Here is a 17,562-nt window from a genome sequence, read left to right as displayed (position 1 = left end):
CTGTAGTAGAATAACAAGCCAAGCCATAAGTCTGCGTATTTTAACAAAATGGATATTTTAATTGTTGAGGATGAATCAGAAATTGCTCAGTTAATCCAACATTCCCTAGAAAAAGAGGGATTTACCTGTCGTACTAGTCGGGATGGAATCAATGCTTTGCGCCTATTTCAAGAACAACCGCCAGATTTAATTATCTTAGATTTAATGATTCCTGGCTTGGATGGTTTGGAAGTGTGCGCGAGAATTCGTCAAAAACCCGGTGCAAAAGACCCTTATATTTTGATGCTGACAGCTAAGGGGGAAGAAATAGACAGGGTAATTGGTTTATCTACAGGGGCTGATGACTATATGGTGAAACCCTTTAGCCCTAGAGAGTTAGTAGCTAGAGTCAGGGCTTTACTAAGGCGGAGTTTGCGTCAAGGGGGACAAAGCCAAGTCAATCGTACCCAACACTTTATCGTAGATGTAGACCAACGTACAGCCAGCCGCCAAATGAATTCCGAAGCACCGGAGACGCTGGATTTAACGACTCTAGAATTTAACTTATTAAGTACCTTTGTCAGTAATCCTGGTAGAGTTTGGAATCGTACTCAGCTAATTGACAAACTGTGGGGAGATAATTTTTTTGGTGATGAAAGGGTTGTAGATACTCATGTGGCGCGGTTGAGGAAAAAAATTGAACCTGATCCGGCTAATCCTACTTTTATTAAAACTGTGGTTGGGGTTGGTTATAAGTTTGAAGATACTGTCAGTAGTCAATAGTCATTAGTCAATAGTCATTAGTCAGTAGTGCTGTTAGTGGTAGCGCGGCGTTTAGTCGGTGCAATTAATCTTACTTTTTACTCAGCACTCGTTACTCAACACTCGTTACTCAGCACTCGTTACTCAGCACTCAGCACTCGTTACTCGTTACTCAGCACTCTTTTAGTTATTAGTTATGAGTCATTTTTAATTGCATGAAATCTTTACCTTTAGCATCGCGCTTGTTTGTTTCCCACTTGGTGGTGATGATAGTGGGGTTAATTAGTCTTGTGATTATTAGTAAAGTTTCTTCCCCTCGGTTTTTTATTCTGCATTTAGAAAGATTAGAAAGTAGAGGATTTAATATCTTTCATAGTCGCACGGAATTAGTGCAGGGGTTTGAAATTGCTTGGCGACGTAGCACTTTGTGGTCGGTGTTGGTGGGTGGTAGTGCGGCGGGAGGTTTGAGTTATTGGGTTTCTCAGCGTATTATGCAGCGATTAACGGAGATGGAACAAATTACCCAACAGTTTGCGGCTGGTCATTTGGAAGCACGATTACCTATATCTGATATTCCTGAACTTAATCGACTGGGTACTAGTTTTAATCGCATGGCGGATAGTTTGGAGGGGGTAGAAATACGGCGACGAGAATTAATTGGTGATATGACTCATGAACTGCGGACACCGTTAACTGTGGTACGCGGTTACTTGGAAGAATTGGCAGATGGGGCGATGGACGCGTCCCCAGAGGTTTATCGGCGTTTGGTGAGAGAAACTAGACGTTTAGAGCGTTTGGTCAATGATTTACAAGAGCTTTCTAAGGCGGAAGCTGGTTATTTGCCAATTAATACTCAATCTGTGGATTTATATCCTTTATTGGAGTCATTGGTAGAGAGATTTACTGATCAGTTAATGGAAGATGGCCCGGTAATTGCTTCAGAATTACCCACTCAATTACCGCTTGTGTTAGCTGATATCGATCGCACTGAACAGATTTTAGTCAACCTGATGGGTAATGCAGTCCGTTATACATCCACTGGCTCAATCACTCTCAGGGCTTGGACGGAGGCTGGTAAAATATGGATAGCAGTAATTGATACAGGCATCGGTATTTCTAGTGAAGATTTACCTCATGTGTTTGAACGTTTTTGGCGAGCTGATCAATCACGCGATCGCCATTCTGGAGGAACAGGTATTGGCTTAACTATTACTAAACGTTTGGTTGAGTTACAAGGTGGTCAAATTCAAGTAGAAAGTGAACTAGGAACAGGTACTACTTTTAGATTTTGCTTACCTTTGGCATAGATACAAACAATTGTCATAATCTGGATGTATCTGCGTCACATACACCTGTTAGTTTAGAAATATCAAGATACTTTACTCAAGACTAGAGGATCATTCGCCTTCTATGTCTACCCTGATTTTAGCTACATTATTAGTCAGTTTAATTACTGCCTCTGGTTACGCTGCGATCGCCTATTTGTTTCCTCAAAATAATTCCCAAGACTAAAAGCATTTTGTAATTTTAACAATGGTGCGTTAAGTTCTCCCTAACGCACCTCATTTAACAGTGAACAGTAAACAGTTATCAGCGATCTATTTATCCCTGGCGAAACACCACACCTCTAGGTGGAATGCGTTGGTGGCGGGTCTAAATCCCCCACCTGTTACTGAGCTTGTCGAAGTATACGCCGTCAGGACTGGTAACTGATAACTGATTTAATTAACATATAGGAATCCTATTTGATTTCTGAAAAAAACTCAGTACACCTCTGCTACCTCTTTTCCTGTTCCTCCGAAGTTCTGATCACCGAAGGTGGGGCTTCGCCCATCGGAGGAAACCTCCGCTCAGACTTCTCTCTGTTCCCTGTTCCCTACCTACGCAAATAATTTCAATAATCAAGTCGGATTCCTATAGAGACTAACTAGCGTCGCAAATAGCTAAAACTGGGATTTGGTCTGCCGACAAAACAGGAACGATTAAAGTTATATTTTTTGATCACTGCTAGAGACTGTTCTGCTTCTGCTTGATTATTGTTGAAATCAAACATCCAGTGACTACCATCGACAATTTTCCAGCGATTATTAATTTTACTAACAGTTGTAGTCCCTGGATTAAAAGCAACACAATCTTCACCAGCGATCGCACCAGATGGAGCAGAATTATTTGTCAATAGATACTGAAATGAAGGCTGTGGTCTGCCAACAAAGCAGGATTTATTCATTTTATACTGTCTGATCGTTCGGAAAGCTTTGATTGCCTCATCTTGTTTACTACCAAAGTCGAACATCCAGTGATCGCCACCTTCAACTATTTTCCAGCTACCATTAACTTGTTTGACAGTAATATTATTCGGGTTAAAGGAGATACAATCTTCTTGAAGTTTTGCCAGATTTTGTGATACTACAACAGAATGAGATTGGTGATTTCCTACAGTAGATATTTGAGCAGTAGCAGGAACAGTAGCCAAACTAGATAACATCCATCCTACTGTCAATAAACTGGAAACCTGAACATAGTATTTGCTTTTCATATTTACGTAAGCTCCAAACAGTAAATTTATCTATCAATTCATCAACACCTCGACTTAAGGATAGATATGTTTGAAGCTCAAACTTTATGCAAGAATCATCTATACTAATCAGCCTGAATTTTTTATCTTAACTGATGTAGCTTGGGAATTTAGAGAGGATTCACAAGCAAACGTCAACATCTCATGAGATTACTGTATGACTCAAACCACATCAACAACGTCTATCAACAAGCCAGCCAAGAAAAAATTGACGGGATTACCCAAAGATTCCCTAATTTCTCTCCATGTAGTCACGATCGCAGCTTGGTTTGGTGTAGCGTTAGCAATGATGTTAATGGCATTGGCTAACCTTCAGACTACCAATGGAGATGAACTGTATGCAATCAATGCAATGGTAAAGTTTCTAGATGATTTTGTTGTAATTCCAATGGCGATCGCATCCGTACTGACAGGGACATTACTTTGCTGGTTAACAGTCTGGGGATTTTTTAAGTTTTATTGGGTAATCACCAAATGGATTGCAACAACGACGTTAATTATCTTCGGGACATTTTGGTTAGGGCCTTGGACGAATTCCATGACTGCGATCGCAGATATAGAACGAACCAAAGCTTTAAATAATCCCTTATTTATGTTTGATATTCACGGCGTAATTATTGGCGGTGGTATTCAGCTAATTTGCTTATCAGCAATTATTGCTATTTCCATCATCAAGCCTTGGGGAAGAAGAGTAAATAGTCAATAGTCATTAGTCATTAGTCATTAGTCATTAGGGAACAGGGAACAGGCAACAGGCAACAGGCAACAGGGAACGGCTTTTCTCATCTCCTACCTTGTCTACCTTGTCTACCTTGTCTACCTTGTCCCCAGTCCCCAGTCCCCAACCCCCAACCCCCAATCTTAAGTGCTAGCTGAATCATCCTCCGGTAAGATTTGATTAATACCAATTACCCAAGGCATACCTTGATTGACTGGAGAACTAATACTAATTTTGGCATGATTGGCAAATAACTTTAATCTGCTAGCCAAGTAAGGCACATTCATCATTACATTCTGATAACTTTCAATATCATGACACACCATAATTAACATCAGAATGCCACTATTAACTTTAAAATACCAGTGACAGCTTGAGAGCAAAATACGTACTTTATGCCTACAAGCTAAATAGAATTTTGTCTTCGTTACCTCTTCTAATTGACTGAGTAATATTTCACTAATCAGAGTAGTTTTATGTGTGGGCAAATCGTCGGGAGATAGATATGGTTGCTTCATAGATTTTCGCCCTAATTGTCAAGATTGATAAACTGATGTAACCTCAGCAATCTTCATTTCATTGTCAGTTACATCGGGTAGAAACATAACCTATAGTAATGCCCGTTCACTCCCTTACAACTGTTTATATATTTGAGTTTGGCTGTTCTCTCATTTTCCTTAGATTTCTTTAGTAATTAGGCTACAAAAGTCAATATTAGTTAGTTTTTCGTGACATCTATTTCATTCGCATTTGGAATAATCCAAGCAATCCAAATCTCAAAGTCATACCCTGATTGCCTTTGGTCGATACGCTTGCCAATCACCTTAATTTCTTGGTTAACAAAAGGTAACAATAATTCCTCTTCTCTTCGAGTGACATAAACACTCAAATTTTCTTGACTTGTTTCTAATCTCAAAGGCATATCTCTTGTATTTGGGCCAAGTCTTACTGTAGAGGTTCGCAAAATTCCTGTAAGGGTAATTTCAGTATTGGGATGTTCTTTATAAAAGGATTTATCAGCAAAAATCTTTAAAGGCAGTGTATTTCCTTGCATAATAGGTGACTGGACGATGGGGGCGAATAATGGAGGAGATTTGCTCACTCCATTTGACTGACAACCTAACGCCGTATTCAAGAAGATAACCAGAATCCAACTGATATGAAGAATGTTATATTTCAATTTAATGTTAGGTGCTATTTCTACTCCAGTTAATTTGACAATATACTACAGAATTTGAATTTAAGTTATCGAGTCATGAATAGTAGGTGATTGTGATACTTATGCTGAAATTTCAGATATTAAGTAAGAAATACTTAAGGCAATCATCGCTAAAACTACAGGTATTATCGTAGTAGCTTCTATTTTTCTTGTCTTGACTACTTCTATCAAAGAAACAGGAACAATTAAAGGCCAAAAAATCGTAGTAATCAAAAACATCAAAAAAGATAGGAATTTATCTTCAGGGGAAGAATGCGGGTGACGCAAAGCAAAGCGCAGCCAGTTGGCGAAAAAGTAACAACTCATCAATACATAGCTGATGATTAAGGCTAATTGTATTTGGTGCATGATTATCACTCCTGAAGCTTTAGTATATTGCTTACAATAACTGGTATATTTTGAGTAGACAATGTATTTAATAGAAAAATCACAAGGATTTAAAAGCAGTATTTATCTTTATTGACAAACAAATAGGTTGATATAAATGTTCTGTCTGGAAGTCAGATAAATCCTCAGCAAATTCCGAAAGTATCAAAAGCTGTAATTATACTTAAATTAAGTTGTATTTTCAGGAGTCTGTGATTACCAATCACCAAGATAAATAAAAAGGCTTGTAGTAAGGACTTTAGTTCTTTTTTTGAGAACTAAAGTTCTTACTACAAACCTTTAATTACTTACTCTGTTTCAGTTATGGCTTAAACCAATTTTAAATCGGGATACTCTGCAAATAAATCATCTGATGAAAGTGTATCGCCTTCTGCTTGGGGAGTCCACAATACTTCCAATGCTAAAAGTTGATCTGCTGGAATGCTGCCAATTTGTCGTAAAGCTTGGCGCAAATCATCAGCATTATTAACTGATGGAAGTTCCAATTTGCCTAGTGTGGCTGTCAACAAGGTGACGATAATATATTCACCAGGGCCTTCACTAATTAAACGGGTGGGGTTATCGAGTTCACTAGATGAAGGTAAAGCTTCTTGAGCTAAAGCTGCTCTCAATTGGTTGTTAACATTTGAGAGGGTTTCTGAGCTAAATTTGCTGCGTTCTGCTAATGCTAGACGGTTAAATTGACTTTCCGCAGCATTTAACTTGGCTTGTTGTGTACCAGTAGCAGCATATACGCAATATTCAGGATGGCGCAGTAATGCGAGGGTAGTTTCTTGCAAAATTTCTGCGCGTCCCTCTGGGGAGTTAGTATCAGCAGCTTCCGCAATGCGGTTAAGTTCTGGTTGTAAGTCTCGTGCTTGTGCTAGTAACCCAACCTGTAAACGGTTCACACTCACAGAAGGGTTGCTGTCATAACCAATATCTTCGCCTCCACCATTGGAAACACGACGGAAGGTTTGAACCAAGAAATTCGCGATCGCCAAGAAGATTAAGATAGTGAATAAACCACCAAATCCTCCGCCAATACCCCAAAACGGAATCAAGAAAGGAAAGCCAAAACCGCCACCAGGATACGGTGCGTAGTAACCTCCACCACCAGGAGGTGCATAGGTGCGAGGAGTATAAGTCCGACTAGAAGGCATTCTAAAGGAGCCACCACCAATTCTGCCACCACTACGGGCAGCTAATGCACCATCAGCTTGACTTAAGGCTAAAACCAACACCAAACCCAGGGTAAAGACGGTTTTTAAGAGTGGTTTGATAGCTTGTTGTAGTTTTTTGGACATAATCACAATTTGCTTGAAAAACGGCTGTTGTTTAATTATTTTTCTCTATTGAGAGTATTTATTTAGGGATTTGATACCAACCCGTAGTTAGCAGCAAGTAGTTGATTGGTAGTACAGCTACATATCCAATCTACCGCGTCTTATCTTAGGGCAGCAGCGAACCGTAGAGGGATTTCTGTAGTGGATAACCGTACCTCGAAATTTATTCCCTTTGCTGGAACTTTGTAATTAATTAATGATTACTAGGGGGATGATAGTCAATAGTCAATAGTCATTAGTCAATAGTCAATAGTCAATAGTCAATAGTCATTAGTCATTAGTCATTAGTCATTAGAAGATTTGAAGGGAAATATAAAAAGAATTTTTGTTTATCATAAACAGTCAATCACACAAACATAAAAATCACAGTTTTTGCTTAATAAACACTTTACTTAAGTAGCTATAAAATTCTCAGATTTTATCTTCTAAAATATAGTTATAACCACCTGGATGCACTAGATTTTCAAGACCAAGTATCATTCTCTTCTCCACTTAGTCAGTAAGTCGGTGGGAAAACACAACTATGTTAATAAAAGTCAACCAGGCTAAAACCCTTTTCTTTACTGCTTTACCTCAACTACAAAATATTGACGTGCCAAATACAGCAGATAGCAGGTAGATGAACCACGGTGTTTCAGCACGCATCTATATGACAGAGGAATTTTAACCCTGTTCGCTGCTCTCCGTATACTTATGTCTTCATCACAGATATTTTTGTAAAGTAATGTAAATTTTTTAAAAAAAATTGTGTAAATACCTAGCGTTTCGGTTTGAGTTGTTGGCTAAAAGAAAAAAAGAGGAGAAAATTTAGATACTAGGGTCAGTGGATTCATCAGTACAATCATCAAGAAAAATAGATTTCATAAGATTACTGAATGGAGGTAATAGAAGAAAGTAAAAAATATAAAGAAATAATAGTGGATGTGAGCAACTTCTCGGCTATTTCTGATAGTGAGTTTACTCAAGGCACACTGTATTAATACGCACAAATACAGTGATGAGGATGAAGAATTACAACGGATTTGCTGTCAATCAATCAGAATCAACATGGAACAAGTCTCGCAACTAGCAACAAAAATTAGAGATAAAACTGCATCGCCGGATATTTTAGTCATCTCGCGCCTGTTTTTGCCGAAGGAAGCGGTGATTGGAGAATATCTCTACAATCGCTGTTTGCAAGATCCAGAGGAAGTAATTGTTTTGACTGCTAGTTGTGCGGGTGATCAAGTATTTGACCAAGCGCAACAGTTTCCGGTGTATCGCTGGCCTAGTCTGAGACACTGGTTAGGTAGTTTTCTGGGTGATTTTTTACAACCTGGGTTTAATTTAATCTGTTCATTTGTACTAGCAATCAAACTCTATTTTCGTTACCACTACAGCTACATTGAATGGGGACATGGATACGAATTTCCGGCTTTGTTGCTGCTGAGTTATGTTTTACCTATACGCTTTTTCATTTACTTGCACGGTAGAGATTTAGTGTATGCTGCACACAATCCCTTATGGCGATCGCTATTTAAACTCACCCTCAAACGCGCCGCCGGAATTGTCTGTAATAGTTCCGCTACACAAAAGTACCTGAGAAACACCTTTCGCTTACAAACACCCACCCATGTGATTCATCCAGTAGTCAGACCAGAAAAGTTTGGCTTAAGTAATAACTCCCAAAATTTAGATGAATTAAGCTCTCAGATCCGTCAAAATTACCATATTCCTAGCACAGCCGTAGTTATACTCTCAGTAGGACGCTTAGTCAAACAAAAAAGCTTTGAACGCGTCATTGAAAACCTACCACTACTGTTAACCATTGGTGTGGATGTTCACTATATAATCTGTGGTCAAGGCGATTGTGAGTCAGAACTGAAAGCTTTAGCGCAAAGATTGCGAGTAGACAAGCGAGTACACTTTACAGGCTATGTACCTCCCGAAGAACTAGCAGGCTACTATGCAGCCTGTGACATCTTCGCCATGCTGACATCATCCAAGACAGCAACTAGCTACTTAGAAGGTTTTGGGGTAGTTTCTTTAGAAGCCAGTTATTTTGGTAAACCTGTAATAGCCTCTCGTAATTCGGCATTAATTGACATAGTGCATCACGAGGAAAACGGCTTACTAGTCAATCCTAAATCCGGCTACGAAGTGTTTCAAGCTTTTAAGCAACTATGTCAAGACCAACAGTTACGAGAGAAACTTGGTCATCAAGGTAAAGAACTAGCCAAACGTAGGACTTTGCATCGTTCCTTATATTTTGGGGGATAGGGGATAGGGGATAGGGGACTGGGGACTGGGGATTGGGGGCTGGGGATTGGGGATTGGGGATTGGGGACTGGGGACTGGGAGAAATGGGGAAATCTTTCTCCCCCTTGCCCCCTGCACCCTGCACCAATTCCTTTTCAATGCCCTATTCCCAACTATCCGCCACCTACAATTGTGACCACTTCTAAGCGATCGCCTGATTTTACCGTAGTTTGTTCCCAGAACTGACGGTGTAAAATTTCGCCGTTATATTCCACCGCCACCAAGCGAGGATTAAAACCCAATTGTTGGAGTAAATCAGGTAAAAGAGTCTGGGAAACACAACTATGAGTTTCCCCATTTACTTGTAAAGTAACTTGAGCAGACATAAACAATTCAAAGAGAGGGGATTGGGGACTGGGGATTGGGGACTGGGGACAAGGTAGGAGATAAGAAAAGCCGTTCCCTGTTCCCTGTTCCCTAATGACTAATGACTAATGACTAATGACTATCCCGCTTTCACTCGATTGAGTTGAGAGAGTAAATATTGAGTTACTAAAGTAGGTTGTTCAGCTTGCATGAGCGATCGCACTACTGCTACCCTTTCTGCGCCACTATCAATTACATCATTAATATTATTGGGATCTATCCCACCAATGGCAAACCAAGGAATAGTGCTATTGTTTGCAGCGTAACGGACGTATTCTAAACCAGCCGCAGGTTTACCCTGTTTGGTAGGAGTTTCATAAACTGGCCCAACTCCTATATAATCTGCTCCTTCTGCAATGGCTTTTTGCATTTCTTGGGGATTGGTGGTAGAACGACCAATTAAACGTTGTGGGCCGAGTAATTGGCGGGCAATGGCAATGGACATATCCTGTTGTCCCAAATGTACCCCATCGGCATCAACAGCTAAAGCTAAATCTACTCTGTCGTTCATCATAAATAGCGCGCCGTAGCTATGACATAATTCTCGCAGCTTGATGGCCTGTTCTAAACGCACTATATCATCGGCTTCTTTATCACGATACTGCACTAAAGTCAATCCCCCTTTAAGGGCGGCTTCTACAGTTTCTAGCAAATTATCAGAAGGAGATGTTACCAGATATAAACGCGATCGCCACAATAATTGATGACGTTCGTAACCCATCAAATTAGTTTCTAGGGTGTAAACCTGATAACGCATTTGCTTAAAAGCTTTACCCATACTGGGGTGATAAAGCTTACCGTATTCTTCCACTACCCGCAAAGCTTCTTGGACTCGGCAAAAATTCGCCTGTAACAAAGACTTGATCCCCGAACGTTGTTCTTCTTGGGGGTGACTTAATTCTGTACCGATATCACCTGCTGTGTCTCGCGCCGTCCTTAACTCCGCAGTGTGCCAACTAGCGACCTCTTGGCGTAGGTGCTTACACTCCTCTGTCATGGAGCTATTATTTAAACCAAACCGACACCACTCTTCGATAATTCGCAAGCCTTCACGCGCACGATCTAAATTAGCATCTAAAATGCGGTAGACAACCTGCTGTATATGCGTTTGTTGACCTTGGGCTGTGACCATTACAACAACCCCATTAGTAGTGCTTTCATCGTAATAGCCAGCCTCTTTCATAGTTGCGATGTACCTCGATAATTTGGCATTGGGCATGGGGCATTGGGAATAGGGCATGGGGCATTGGGCATTGGAGTAAAATCTACCTTTCTTGTCTCCCTTGTCTCCCCAGTCCCCAATCCCCAATCCCCAATCCCTCACTAATTACTTTGTAATCAAAATAGTCAATTGGTCAATATAGCGGATAACATAATCGACATACTGAAATATTTGCAAGTGTGAAAACTTATTATTAGTTCTAAGGAGTGGTGTGAAGGTGATTTCCCTCATTTTGTCTCCCAGATATCCTAGATTAAATGCTTTGCTATCTCAACCATCTAGGATAGTGTCAGCCAAGTATCCAATTTTTAGTTTCTCCTTAATATGCACCTTGGGGGTAGTGGGCATAACGTTACTTAGCAGCAGCTTTTGTCGCGTTGTTGCTCAAGTACCACCTGTATCAAATCAAATGCCCCTGGGTGAAAGAACAATTTCTCAGGTTAATATCCTCTTTGTCAACCCCAGTGTCGGAGATGACAAAACAGGCAATGGCAGTGAAAATGCTCCCTGGAGAACAATTACCCAAGCTTTGCAAGTTGCCACGGCTAATACAGTGATTAAATTAGCTCCTGGTACTTATAGTGAGGCAACAGGAGAAGTGTTTCCTTTAATGCTCAAGGCTGGTGTCACTATTCAAGGAGATTCCACCAACCAAGGACAGGGAATCATTATTCAAGGTGGAGGACAATTTCTCAGTCGTAGTTTCGGTGGACAGAACGTTGCTATCGTTGGTGCTAACCAAGCTGTGTTAACTGGGGTGACTGTAACTAACACTAATCCCCGTGGTTACGGTTTATGGATTGAATCTAGTAATCCGGTAATTACAGCCAATACATTTACAGGTAGCACTCAAGATGGTGTAGCTGTAGCTGGTAAAGGTACGCCGACAATTACCAAGAATTACTTTGAACGCAATGGAGCTAACGGAATCACAATTAGTGGTACTTCCCAACCCCAAATTCGGGAAAATATCTTTGTGCAGACTGGTTTCGGGATCAATGTGACGCAAAATGCTGCACCGACATTAACAGGTAATCGACTGCAAGATAATCGAGCCGGGATTATTGTTCAAGGTAAGGCTCGTCCGATTTTACGCCAGAATGTCATTACAAATAGTAAAGAAGATGGGTTAGTAGCGATCGCCCAAGCCCTACCCGATTTAGGTAACGCCACGGAAGCAGGCCAAAATGAATTCCGTGATAACCAACGTTATGACATTAACGCCAGTGCTGCTAAACAGATGGTTGTGGCAGTTGGTAACACCATCAATACTCAACGCGTCGCCGGTCAAGTAACTTTTAATCCCCCAGCTGTTACCCCGACGGATAACCAACAACTAACTGCTCATAATGAAATCGTCTTTGCGGCTCCCGGCGCGACTGACGAGCCAGCAGCACCAAATCCCAGTCAAAGTCAGTTAACTACCTTAACCCCAGCAAATACACCCCTGACTTTACCTAAATACAATCAACTCCCTGCATCAGTTCCCCAGCGCACACCCACCAGCAACAGTACGCGGAAAACCCCAGTAGCCACCAAAAAAACCACTTCCTTACCACCCGTACCAACCCAAGCTGCACAGGCACAGTTAAATTATGTGCAGATTGATCACAATACTATTGAATTTGCTGCGCCCCAATCAGAAACACCATCATGGCCTGCGAACCTCTCACCATCCCAACCAACAGCAAATTCACCAGCCCCTACAGTAACTACTGCGGGAAATAATCAGCCGTTGCTCGTGCCTAATGGTGATATTCCCCTGGGTAATACCCAAAATATGCGAAAAATCTCCGCACCACAGACTTATACAACCAGTTTTGCTAGTAATTCTGCATCTACACCCGCAGGTGTGCGTTACCGTGTAGTAGTAGAGACATCCAGCGAAACCGAGCAAGAATTAGTAAAAACCCTTGCTCCTGGTGCTTTTCCAACTATTTGGCAAAGTCGCAGAGTCATGCAAGTAGGTGTGTTTAGCGATCGCAATAACGCCGATGAAATGCAAAAGGTTCTCAGTAGCAATGGCTTACGCACTGTAGTTGAACTACTGAATTAATCAGGACTTATGTACAAAGGTTAGTGCTGAGTAATGAGTGCTGAGTGCTGAGTGCTGAGTGCTGAGTAATGAGTAATGAGTAATGAGTGATGAGTGATGAGTGATGAGTAGTGACTATTGACTAAATACCCATTACTTATTGCTCGCTACTTGTTTTTAATTTTTAATTTTTAATTTTTAATTGATATCGCAACCCCTAAAAGATTGAGTTTGCAGTTTTAGCACTGTTGTAAAATAGACAATAGAAGGATTCGGGGGGCCAGTTTACTGGTCGAAACGCCTATAGAAACTATTTTCGGAAATCTTCAGGGTTTAAAATCCAGTCAGCTGAAACAACTACAGCGACTGTACCACCAACGCATCCCAGGCGATCGCATCACTACGCCTGAATTCTCCCAGCGTTTGGCGGCTATCAGCACGGAAATTAACCTACCTGTATGTGCCTACGTCAACCGTCGCGGACAAGTGATTCGTGTTGGCGTAGGCACTCCGCGTCAGACGCAAATTCCCCCTATGGAATTACCCCGTTATGGTGCGGAACGTCTTAGTGGTATCCGTTGCATCGCTACTCATCTCAAGTCAGAACCGCCTAATGAAGCGGCACTGACAGCAATGGCTATGCAACGTCTAGATGCTCTAGCAGTCATAAATATTACTGGAACAGGGTTTACAAGGCGGGGTGGTGGGGCTACAGGCTACGTTAAAGAAGCCTATTTAGCGCACTTAGTCCCGCAAGATGCCCGTGTGTTAACTCCTAGCGTCGCTTTGTTGGGGTCGAGCAATGGTAAATCTGCTAGTTGGAGTATTTCATCACCTTTAAATTTAGAGGAACTGGCACAGCAAGATTTCCTCGATTTGGTGGAAGGGCTAGAAGCAGAATTCAGCCGGGAATTTGTCGCCCAGGAAGTTGATGCTGACCACGATCGCGTGTTAATTGTGGGTGTGATGACTGATGAAATCTCTCTCCAACAATTTCACGACACGGTGGCGGAATTGGCGCGCCTAGTAGATACGGCTGGTGGTGATGTATTACAGACAGTACAACAAAAGCGATCGCGCATTCATCCCCAAACCGTCATCGGTGAAGGTAAAGTTCAAGAAGTCGCCCTTACAGCCCAAACCTTGGGATGTACTCTCGTCGTCTTTGACCGCGACCTCTCACCCGCCCAAGTCCGCAACCTAGAAGCGCAAATTGGGATTAGAGTCGTTGACCGCACTGAAGTTATCTTAGATATCTTTGCTCAACGCGCTCAATCCCGCGCCGGTAAATTACAAGTGGAACTGGCGCAGTTAGAATATATGCTGCCTAGACTGACTGGTAGAGGACAGGCAATGTCTCGACTAGGGGGTGGTATTGGGACTCGCGGCCCTGGTGAAACTAAATTAGAAACCGAACGCCGCGCCATTCAAAGACGCATTTCCCGACTACAACAAGAAGTCAACCAATTACAGGCACATCGTTCCCGTTTACGCCAACGCCGCCAACATCAAGAAGTTCCCTCAGTGGCGTTAGTTGGTTATACCAACGCAGGCAAATCAACCTTATTAAATGCTCTCACCAACGCCGAAGTTTACACCGCCGACCAGTTATTTGCGACTCTCGACCCCACAACACGCCGTTTAGCGATTCCTGGGGCTGAAAATGGTGAAACCCAAGAAATTCTGATTACAGATACGGTAGGGTTTATCCACGAGTTACCCGCATCCCTCATGGATGCCTTCCGCGCCACCTTAGAGGAAGTCACAGAAGCTGATGCTTTACTACACTTAGTAGACTTATCCCATCCAGCTTGGTTGAGTCACATCCGCGCAGTGCGGGAAATTCTCGCCCAAATGCCGGTCACTCCCGGCCCAGCATTGGTGGCTTTTAACAAAATTGATCAAGTAGACAGCACAACGCTAGCTTTAGCCCAAGAAGAGTTTCCTTTAGCTGTGTTTATTTCTGCTAGTCAGCGTTTAGGACTAGAAACCTTACGTCATCGCCTCAGCCAGTTAATTCAATACGCTGTGGATTCCCGATAGACGAATATCTTCACTAAATATCAAGGTAATGTCGTGGTGGTTAAAACTACGGCATTTTTTATTTACACAAAAACCAGAATGATAGATATCTGATGGATGTACTTGAATTAGGATTTTATGGGTCGCCCGGGATTCGAACCCGGAACTAATCGGTTAAAAGCCGAGTACTCTACCGTTGAGTTAGCGACCCGCTTTGCATTTCGCAACTTAACTATTATAGCACCAATATCTGTAGATTTGTAAAGGGGTGACTAGAAAAAAGTTGCCGTTAATTTGATAGAGGCTGTGTGACTAGCTCCAGGAGCTAAGAGAGTCAGCTTTTCACCTGTGTTGAGAGCGTTACGGGGCGCGCTCCAAGGTTCGAGACAATAGAACTCTTTGCCCTTGATTGTCCAGAATACCAGCATAGAAAAGATATCGTCGTAATCTATGGACAGTTTGAGCTTGCGACTATGGTCTGTTACACTCGCAGACTGAGAGCTAATCTGTTTAAAAGCAAAATCAATTTCATCGCGGTTAAAGTCAAAATTGCCATCAAAGGGATGAACTTCTTTGCTTTTCTGGTCTTGATATTCCTGGGCTGGAATAGCGAATTCTAGTTGATTTTTATCCCCAGTCAGGAAGTAAGGATGAAAACCAGCAGAAAAGGGTAGGTCTGTAGAGGAGAGATTGTGATATTGCTGTTGAATTTCTAGGGTGTTCCCTTGGATGACATAGGTGAACACTAGTTGGAAATCAAAAGGATAAACGGCTTTGGTTTGTTCGTTGCTGTTCAGAACAATGGTGAGTGCGGCTTTGTCTTTAGTAGCTTGTTCAGTTACTACCCAGGGTAAATCACGAGCAAAGCCATGTTGTTTGAGGGTGTACTGCTGACCGTTGAGGGTGTAGGTGTTATCGGGTAAGTTACCACAGATGGGAAATAAAATTGGGTTTCCCCCCCTGACGCTTAACTCAGGATTGGCAAAGCGTTCAGTGTCCAAATAGAGAAGTTCTTCACCCTTGACTTGCCAACGGGTAATAATACCACCGCGTTCTGGTACGACTTCTAAATAAGCACCTGCGGTTTCATCAGCCAAGATATAGGTTTTGTACTGTTGTTGTTGAGTGGCAATACTAAACATTATATTAGTCCTCCATCTTAGGATATGGGGCATGGGGCATTGGGCATTGGGCATGGGGCATGGGGAATGGGGCATTGGGCATTGGGTGTGGAGTCAAAAATCTCCCCTGCCTCCCCTGCCTCCCCTGCCCCCCTGCCTCCCCTACTCGTCTTCGGCAAAAATAAAGCGGTACAACTCACTGGGGTCTGGTTCAGGGCTGCTTTCGGCGAATTTTACGGCATCGTCGATGAGTGCCTGAATTTTGTTGTCGATCGCTTTTAATTCTGCTTCGTCTGCTAAGTTCTGCTCAATCAAGTAAGCTGCTAGCTTTTTGATGGGATCACGGGAGAACCAAAAGTCTTTTTCGGCTTTACTCCGCAGTTCGTCTGGATCTGCTAGGGAGTGACCACGGAAGCGATAGGTGAGGGCTTCGATGAGGGTTGGCCCTTCTCCTGCACGGGCGCGGGCTACGGCTTCTTGGGCTACAGAATGTACTGCTAGGACATCCATACCATCTACTTCTACGCCCACCATGTTGAAGACGCTGGCTTTTTTGTAGATTTCTGGATCGGAGGTGGCGCGATCGTGTGCCATGCCAATTGCCCATTTATTATTTTCTACTACGAAAATAATTGGCAATTTCCATAGGGCGGCCATGTTGAGGGTTTCAAAAAACTGGCCATTGTTAGCTGCACCATCCCCAAAGAAACAAGCGGTTACTTGGTCAGCATTGGGATCACCCAAGACTTCACGGCGATATTTACTTTGGAAAGCTGCACCAGCAGCCACAGGAATACCTTCAGCCACGAAAGCATAACCACCTAACAGACGATGTTCGGCAGAAAACATGTGCATCGAACCACCACGGCCTTTACTGCAACCAGTGGCTTTACCGAATAGTTCTGCCATGACTTCTTTTGCTGGTACTCCCGCGCTCAAAGCATGAACGTGGTCGCGGTAGGTACTGGAAACAAAATCTTCCCCTGGGCGCATGGCTTTAATTACGCCGGAGGAAACGGCTTCTTGTCCGTTATATAAATGGACAAAGCCAAACATTTTGCCTCTGTAGTACATTTCGGCGCACTTATCTTCAAAGAAACGCCCTAAAACCATGTCTTCATATAAAAGTAAGCCAGTCTCTTTGCTGATCTGGACTGAGGCGGTATCAAATTTAGGTAACGCGCGTTCTTGAATCATTACTTTTTAGTATTCCTATCCTAAAGTCGAAATTTACCATTTTCTATAGGTTGTTCTCTCAACAAGTTTGCTGTCTTTACAGAGTTTTGCTAGAGTCCACAACCAATTTTTCAGCACCAGAAATCTTTATAGGGAATATTTGGCAATTACAGGGTAAATTTGCTGTATTTTTGGGATATCTAGCAAGATATGTCCCTGGCAAACTTTTTACCTTTTAACTTTACTATTACCCGTTCCCGTTCATAGGCTATCACTCAGGATAGCTTGGTTTCTGCATACCTATGAACAGTTTAGAAAAAATCCCCGCCAAAATCTTAAATATATATACAAATAATT

Annotated in this window: 15 protein-coding genes and 1 tRNA gene; 6 read left to right on the top strand and 10 right to left on the bottom strand. The window is 42.2% G+C overall.

Going from position 1 to position 17,562, the window contains the following annotated elements; all coding sequences use genetic code 11:
• The first annotated feature begins 48 nt into the window (after positions 1-48).
• Both ACQFX9_RS22100 and ACQFX9_RS22095 read left to right on the top strand, forming a co-directional pair.
• Complete coding sequence (locus ACQFX9_RS22100; RefSeq protein WP_427158516.1) at positions 49-762, top strand: response regulator transcription factor; 714 nt, start codon at positions 49-51, stop codon at positions 760-762.
• A 194-nt stretch (positions 763-956) separates the two neighbouring features.
• The gene (locus tag ACQFX9_RS22095; RefSeq protein ID WP_427158514.1) at positions 957-2,048 is read left to right on the top strand and encodes a sensor histidine kinase; all 1,092 of its coding nucleotides are present in this window, start codon (positions 957-959) and stop codon (positions 2,046-2,048) included.
• Positions 2,049-2,668: 620 nt separating this feature from the next.
• On the opposite strand, the gene ACQFX9_RS22090 is transcribed toward ACQFX9_RS22095, so the two are convergent.
• Complete coding sequence (locus ACQFX9_RS22090; protein ID WP_427158513.1) at positions 2,669-3,277, bottom strand: hypothetical protein; 609 nt, start codon at positions 3,275-3,277, stop codon at positions 2,669-2,671.
• Between the two features lie 196 nt (positions 3,278-3,473).
• Here ACQFX9_RS22090 and ACQFX9_RS22085 point away from each other — a divergent pair, with 196 nt between their 5' ends.
• The gene (locus ACQFX9_RS22085; RefSeq protein WP_427158512.1) at positions 3,474-4,022 is read left to right on the top strand and encodes a hypothetical protein; all 549 of its coding nucleotides are present in this window, start codon (positions 3,474-3,476) and stop codon (positions 4,020-4,022) included.
• Positions 4,023-4,177: 155 nt separating this feature from the next.
• On the opposite strand, the gene ACQFX9_RS22080 is transcribed toward ACQFX9_RS22085, so the two are convergent.
• The 4 genes from ACQFX9_RS22080 to ACQFX9_RS22065 all read right to left on the bottom strand — a co-directional run bounded on the left by ACQFX9_RS22080 (position 4,178) and on the right by ACQFX9_RS22065 (position 6,926).
• A complete protein-coding gene (locus ACQFX9_RS22080; protein WP_427158510.1) occupies positions 4,178-4,552 on the bottom strand; it encodes a hypothetical protein in 375 nt (124 codons plus the stop codon).
• A 200-nt stretch (positions 4,553-4,752) separates the two neighbouring features.
• Positions 4,753-5,088, bottom strand: coding sequence for a hypothetical protein (locus ACQFX9_RS22075; RefSeq protein ID WP_427158508.1), 336 nt, complete (start codon positions 5,086-5,088; stop codon positions 4,753-4,755).
• A 225-nt stretch (positions 5,089-5,313) separates the two neighbouring features.
• Positions 5,314-5,601: a hypothetical protein gene (locus tag ACQFX9_RS22070; RefSeq protein WP_427158506.1), complete on the bottom strand. Its 288-nt coding sequence runs from the start codon at positions 5,599-5,601 to the stop codon at positions 5,314-5,316.
• 347 nt (positions 5,602-5,948) lie between these two features.
• Positions 5,949-6,926 carry a DUF1517 domain-containing protein gene (locus ACQFX9_RS22065; protein WP_427158505.1) on the bottom strand — a complete coding sequence of 326 codons (978 nt, stop codon included), beginning with the start codon at positions 6,924-6,926 and terminating at the stop codon, positions 5,949-5,951.
• A 1,086-nt stretch (positions 6,927-8,012) separates the two neighbouring features.
• On the opposite strand from ACQFX9_RS22065, the gene ACQFX9_RS22060 reads away from it, so the two are divergent.
• Positions 8,013-9,224 (top strand): glycosyltransferase family 4 protein, encoded by a 1,212-nt coding sequence (locus ACQFX9_RS22060; RefSeq protein WP_427158504.1) that lies wholly within the window; start codon positions 8,013-8,015, stop codon positions 9,222-9,224.
• 152 nt (positions 9,225-9,376) lie between these two features.
• On the opposite strand, the gene thiS is transcribed toward ACQFX9_RS22060, so the two are convergent.
• Together thiS and ACQFX9_RS22050 are read right to left on the bottom strand one after the other, a co-directional pair.
• Entirely contained in the window at positions 9,377-9,589 is a 213-nt protein-coding gene (gene thiS, locus ACQFX9_RS22055) for a sulfur carrier protein ThiS (protein ID WP_427158502.1), read from the bottom strand.
• 119 nt (positions 9,590-9,708) lie between these two features.
• Positions 9,709-10,812 carry a thiamine phosphate synthase gene (locus ACQFX9_RS22050; protein ID WP_427158500.1) on the bottom strand — a complete coding sequence of 368 codons (1,104 nt, stop codon included), beginning with the start codon at positions 10,810-10,812 and terminating at the stop codon, positions 9,709-9,711.
• 448 nt (positions 10,813-11,260) lie between these two features.
• Here ACQFX9_RS22050 and ACQFX9_RS22045 point away from each other — a divergent pair, with 448 nt between their 5' ends.
• Both ACQFX9_RS22045 and hflX read left to right on the top strand, forming a co-directional pair.
• On the top strand, positions 11,261-12,907 hold the full coding sequence (locus ACQFX9_RS22045; protein WP_427162972.1) for a DUF1565 domain-containing protein: 1,647 nt from the start codon (positions 11,261-11,263) through the stop codon (positions 12,905-12,907).
• Positions 12,908-13,309: 402 nt separating this feature from the next.
• Positions 13,310-14,929 carry a GTPase HflX gene (gene hflX / locus ACQFX9_RS22040; RefSeq protein WP_427158498.1) on the top strand — a complete coding sequence of 540 codons (1,620 nt, stop codon included), beginning with the start codon at positions 13,310-13,312 and terminating at the stop codon, positions 14,927-14,929.
• Positions 14,930-15,047: 118 nt separating this feature from the next.
• On the opposite strand, the gene ACQFX9_RS22035 is transcribed toward hflX, so the two are convergent.
• The 3 genes from ACQFX9_RS22035 to pdhA form a co-directional block, all read right to left on the bottom strand.
• Positions 15,048-15,119: transfer RNA gene (locus ACQFX9_RS22035), tRNA-Lys, on the bottom strand.
• Between the two features lie 61 nt (positions 15,120-15,180).
• Complete coding sequence (locus ACQFX9_RS22030) at positions 15,181-16,050, bottom strand: aldose epimerase (protein WP_427158496.1); 870 nt, start codon at positions 16,048-16,050, stop codon at positions 15,181-15,183.
• A 141-nt stretch (positions 16,051-16,191) separates the two neighbouring features.
• Positions 16,192-17,226, bottom strand: coding sequence for a pyruvate dehydrogenase (acetyl-transferring) E1 component subunit alpha (gene pdhA / locus ACQFX9_RS22025; protein WP_103135995.1), 1,035 nt, complete (start codon positions 17,224-17,226; stop codon positions 16,192-16,194).
• Positions 17,227-17,562: the final 336 nt, after the last annotated feature.

This window comes from Aliinostoc sp. HNIBRCY26, from assembly GCF_050235535.1.
Lineage (GTDB): Bacteria > Cyanobacteriota > Cyanobacteriia > Cyanobacteriales > Nostocaceae > Trichormus.
This window is presented reverse-complemented; position numbering and strand designations above follow the sequence as displayed.

Excerpts from the sequence above, each read along its gene's own strand:
- ACQFX9_RS22030 (WP_427158496.1), bottom strand. The coding sequence starts at position 16,050 with ATGTTTAGTATTGCCACTCAACAACAACAGTACAAAACCTATATCTTG.
- ACQFX9_RS22090 (WP_427158513.1), bottom strand. The coding sequence starts at position 3,277 with ATGAAAAGCAAATACTATGTTCAGGTTTCCAGTTTATTGACAGTAGGA.
- ACQFX9_RS22060 (WP_427158504.1), top strand. The coding sequence starts at position 8,013 with ATGGAACAAGTCTCGCAACTAGCAACAAAAATTAGAGATAAAACTGCA.
- pdhA (WP_103135995.1), bottom strand. The coding sequence starts at position 17,226 with ATGATTCAAGAACGCGCGTTACCTAAATTTGATACCGCCTCAGTCCAG.
- ACQFX9_RS22100 (WP_427158516.1), top strand. The coding sequence starts at position 49 with ATGGATATTTTAATTGTTGAGGATGAATCAGAAATTGCTCAGTTAATC.
- ACQFX9_RS22080 (WP_427158510.1), bottom strand. The coding sequence starts at position 4,552 with ATGAAGCAACCATATCTATCTCCCGACGATTTGCCCACACATAAAACT.
- ACQFX9_RS22045 (WP_427162972.1), top strand. The coding sequence starts at position 11,261 with ATGCCCCTGGGTGAAAGAACAATTTCTCAGGTTAATATCCTCTTTGTC.
- ACQFX9_RS22070 (WP_427158506.1), bottom strand. The coding sequence starts at position 5,601 with ATGCACCAAATACAATTAGCCTTAATCATCAGCTATGTATTGATGAGT.
- ACQFX9_RS22050 (WP_427158500.1), bottom strand. The coding sequence starts at position 10,812 with ATGAAAGAGGCTGGCTATTACGATGAAAGCACTACTAATGGGGTTGTT.
- ACQFX9_RS22065 (WP_427158505.1), bottom strand. The coding sequence starts at position 6,926 with ATGTCCAAAAAACTACAACAAGCTATCAAACCACTCTTAAAAACCGTC.
- ACQFX9_RS22095 (WP_427158514.1), top strand. The coding sequence starts at position 957 with ATGAAATCTTTACCTTTAGCATCGCGCTTGTTTGTTTCCCACTTGGTG.
- thiS (WP_427158502.1), bottom strand. The coding sequence starts at position 9,589 with ATGTCTGCTCAAGTTACTTTACAAGTAAATGGGGAAACTCATAGTTGT.
- ACQFX9_RS22075 (WP_427158508.1), bottom strand. The coding sequence starts at position 5,088 with ATGCAAGGAAATACACTGCCTTTAAAGATTTTTGCTGATAAATCCTTT.
- ACQFX9_RS22085 (WP_427158512.1), top strand. The coding sequence starts at position 3,474 with ATGACTCAAACCACATCAACAACGTCTATCAACAAGCCAGCCAAGAAA.